A 3,247-nucleotide genomic window follows, 5' to 3' on the forward strand; every position below is an offset into this window, starting at 1 on the left:
GCCGTCCGGCGCCGGGTCCGGTGCGCCGACGGCCGCCTCCGCGGGCTCGCCGGCGGTCGACGCGCCAGGTGCCGGGCCGTCACCGGCCGCCAGGGGGCCGGATTCCCGGGAGCCGGGCACTCCGGCCGCGCCCGGCCACTCCTCCGGCTCCGCGACCCGCGCGTCGCCGGCCGCCGGGCCCGCGGCACCGCCGCCCGCGTCCGCCGCCCCGGGGCCGAAACGGGGACCGGGACCGGGACCAGACACGGGACCGGGACCGGGACCAGACACGGGACCGGGATCGGGACCAGACACGGGATCGGGACCGGGACCGGACNTCGGGACCAGACACGGGATCGGGACCGGGACCGGACACGGGATCGGGACCGGGACCGGAGACGGGACCGGGACGACCGTCGTCGCCGTCCCGCGCCTCGGCGTCCCGGCCGCCACCGGCCGCCGACGGGCCGTACTCCCCCGGAACCGGCCCACCGGCAGCCCCATCCGGCGCCACCGCCTCGCGGTCGCCCCAGGCCAGGGCCGCGGCCCCGCTCCACGCGGCGCCCGCGCCCCGGTTGTCCCAGCCCGTCCGGCCGCCTCCCGGCGCCGCGTCCGGCGCCTCCGGCACGTCCGCGGCACGCGGCGTAACCCGCGGGTCCGGCCCTTCGGACGGACCCGTGAAACCCGCCCCGGCATCCGGTCCCGCCGCGCCGGAACCCTCGGCGCCGGCCGCCGGGCCGTCGGCGCGCCCGACCGGCGGCCAGGCGCCCGCGGGCGCCTCGGGACCCGGTGCCGGGCTTCCCGGGAACGTCTCCGCCGCGGAGTCGGACGGGCCCGTAGCGGGGCGGTCCGCCGAGGGCGGGACGGCGGTACGGTCACCGGCCTCCGCGTCCGCCGGGCCACCGTCGGGGCCGGGGTCGCGCGGCCCGGGCACGGCGGCGGAGCGCGGCGGGACACCAGGCCGCCGCCAGGTGGGCGAGTCGTCCGCCGCCCGCGGCCCGCCGTCGGCGCCTTCGTCCCCGAACGCGGGCGGCGGGTCGTGCGGCCGTCGGGCGTGCGGCACGGGGCCGGCGCCGGACGGGGAAACGCCGTCGGCCGGCGCCGTGCCCTCCCGGACCCCGTACGGCCCGGCCCCGGGGCGCTCGGAACCGCGGGGCGGCGGCCCGCTCTCCTCGGGCGCGGCCAGGTCCCCGTACTCCTCCGGCACCCCGGCGCCGGGCGCCGCGAAGCCGCCAGGCGCCGCGTACCCCCCGGACGCGCCGGAGCCGTCGGCTCCCCGGCGCCACCCGTAGCCCACGAACCGCCCGACGTCCCCGTGGTCCCCGTGGTCTCCATAGTCCTCGTAGCCCTCAAGGTCGTCCCACTCGTCGGCGAGCGCCGCCGCGGCGGCGTCCGCCGACGAGCCGTCGGAGGGGCTGAAGACCGAGCGCAGGGCGGAGTCGAAGCGGTCGTCCACGGAGTCCTCGACCCCGGCGGGGCCCGCGTCCGGTGTGTCCGGACCGTACAACCGGTCCCACCAGCGGTCTTCCTGACGACGCGTGTCCCCCTGCTTGGCCATGCGCCTTATTGTCCACGCTCCGGCACGCTCCGGAACACGCCCGACCGCCGGGCGGCGTCACCCCCGGTAGGTCTCCAGCAGCCGCAGCCACACCTCGCTGATCGTCGGAAAGGCCGGAACGGCGTGCCACAGCCGCTCGACCGGTACCTCGCCCACGACCGCCACGGTGGCGGAGTGCAGCAGCTCACCGACGGCCGGACCCACGAAGGTGACCCCGACCAGGTGACCGCGGTCGAGGTCGACGACCATGCGGGCCCGGCCGCGGTAGCCGTCGGCGTACAGCGCGGAGCCGGAGACCTTGCCGAGGTCGTAGTCGACGGCGCGGACCCGGCGGCCTTCGGCCTCCGCCTGTTCGGCCGTGAGGCCGACCGCGGCGACCTCGGGGTCGGTGAACACGACCTGCGGCACGGCGGCGGTGTCGGCGGTCGCCGCGTGCGCGCCCCACGGGCCGGTGTCGAGACCGGCCCCGCCGGCCGCGCGGGCGCCGATCGCCGCGCCCGCGATCCGCGCCTGGTACTTGCCCTGGTGGGTGAGGAGCGCGCGGTGGTTGACGTCGCCCGCGGCGTACAGCCAGCCGCCGTCGACGCCGCGCACCCGGCAGGTGTCGTCCACCTCCAGCCAGCCGCCGGGGGTGAGGCCGACCGTCTCCAGGCCGATGTCGTCGGTGCGCGGGGCCCGGCCGGTGGCGAACAGCACCTCGTCCACCTCCAGCTCCTCCCGGCCGTCGAGCGTCAGCGTCACCGGCCCGCCCGGCACGGGGCGCCGCACGGCGGTCACGGAGGTGCCGGTGCGCACGTCGGCGCCGGACTCGGTCAGCGCCCGGGCGACCAGCTCGCCCGCGAACGGCTCCAAGCGGGGCAGCAGTCCGGAGCCGCGCACCAGCACGGTCACCAGCGAGCCCAGGCCCTGCCAGGCCGTGGCCATCTCCGCGGCCACCACGCCTCCGCCGACCACGGCCAGCCGCTTGGGCACGGCGGCCGCGGCGGTGGCCTCCCGGCTGGTCCACGGCCGGGTCTCGGCCAGGCCCGGCAGGCCGGGCAGCGCGGCCCGGCTGCCGGTGCACACGGCGACGGCGTGCCGTGCGGTCAGGTACCGCACGGCGCCGTCCGGCTCGGTGACCGCCACCCGGCGCGGCCCGTCGAGCCGCCCGAAGCCGCGTACGAGGTCGATGCCCGCGGACTCCAGCCAGGAGACCTGGCCGTCGTCCTTCCAGCCGCCGACGTAGGAGTCGCGGCGGGCGAGCACCGCGTCCGCGTCCAGCGGCCCGGCCGCCGCGCGCGCCAGGCCCGGCAGGCGGCGGGCGTCGGCGCGCGCGATGACCGGGCGCAGCAGGGCCTTGCTGGGGATGCACGCCCAGTACGAGCACTCGCCGCCGACCAGCTCGCTCTCCACGATGACCGTGGTGAGGCCGGCCGCGGCGGCCCGGTCGGCGAGGTTCTCACCGACCGGGCCCGCGCCCAGGACTACGACGTCGTACGCGTCCGTGCGCGCATCCGTGGCGGCGTTCATCACTACCCGCTCTCCTCCGGCTTCCGAGGTACCGGTACCGGTACCCGCCCGGTCCGGCAGGGCCCGGCCGGGCCCGTCCGTGCCCATCGTGGCGCGCAGCGCCGACACGGGCCACATGAGCGCCGGCACGGGCCACCACAGGCCCACGACCACCGGGTGCCCTCCCCGCCCGGTCCTAGATGATCAATTCCAAGGGGTCAG

General features: G+C 79.1%; 1 protein-coding gene. It reads right to left on the reverse strand.

Annotated elements, in window-relative coordinates; genetic code table 11:
- Nucleotides 1–1,594: 1,594 nt before the first annotated feature.
- A complete protein-coding gene (locus RKE29_RS28860; protein ID WP_312008656.1) occupies nt 1,595–3,046 on the reverse strand; it encodes an NAD(P)/FAD-dependent oxidoreductase in 1,452 nt (483 codons plus the stop codon).
- Between the last annotated feature and the right edge of the window lie 201 nt (nt 3,047–3,247).

The sequence above is a fragment of the Streptomyces sp. B1866 genome (assembly GCF_031932565.1).
Taxonomy (GTDB): domain Bacteria; phylum Actinomycetota; class Actinomycetes; order Streptomycetales; family Streptomycetaceae; genus Streptomyces.

Bases quoted from the DNA above. Each gene is read 5' to 3' on its own strand.
- RKE29_RS28860 (WP_312008656.1), bottom strand. From the start codon at position 3,046: ATGAACGCCGCCACGGATGCGCGCACGGACGCGTACGACGTCGTAGTC.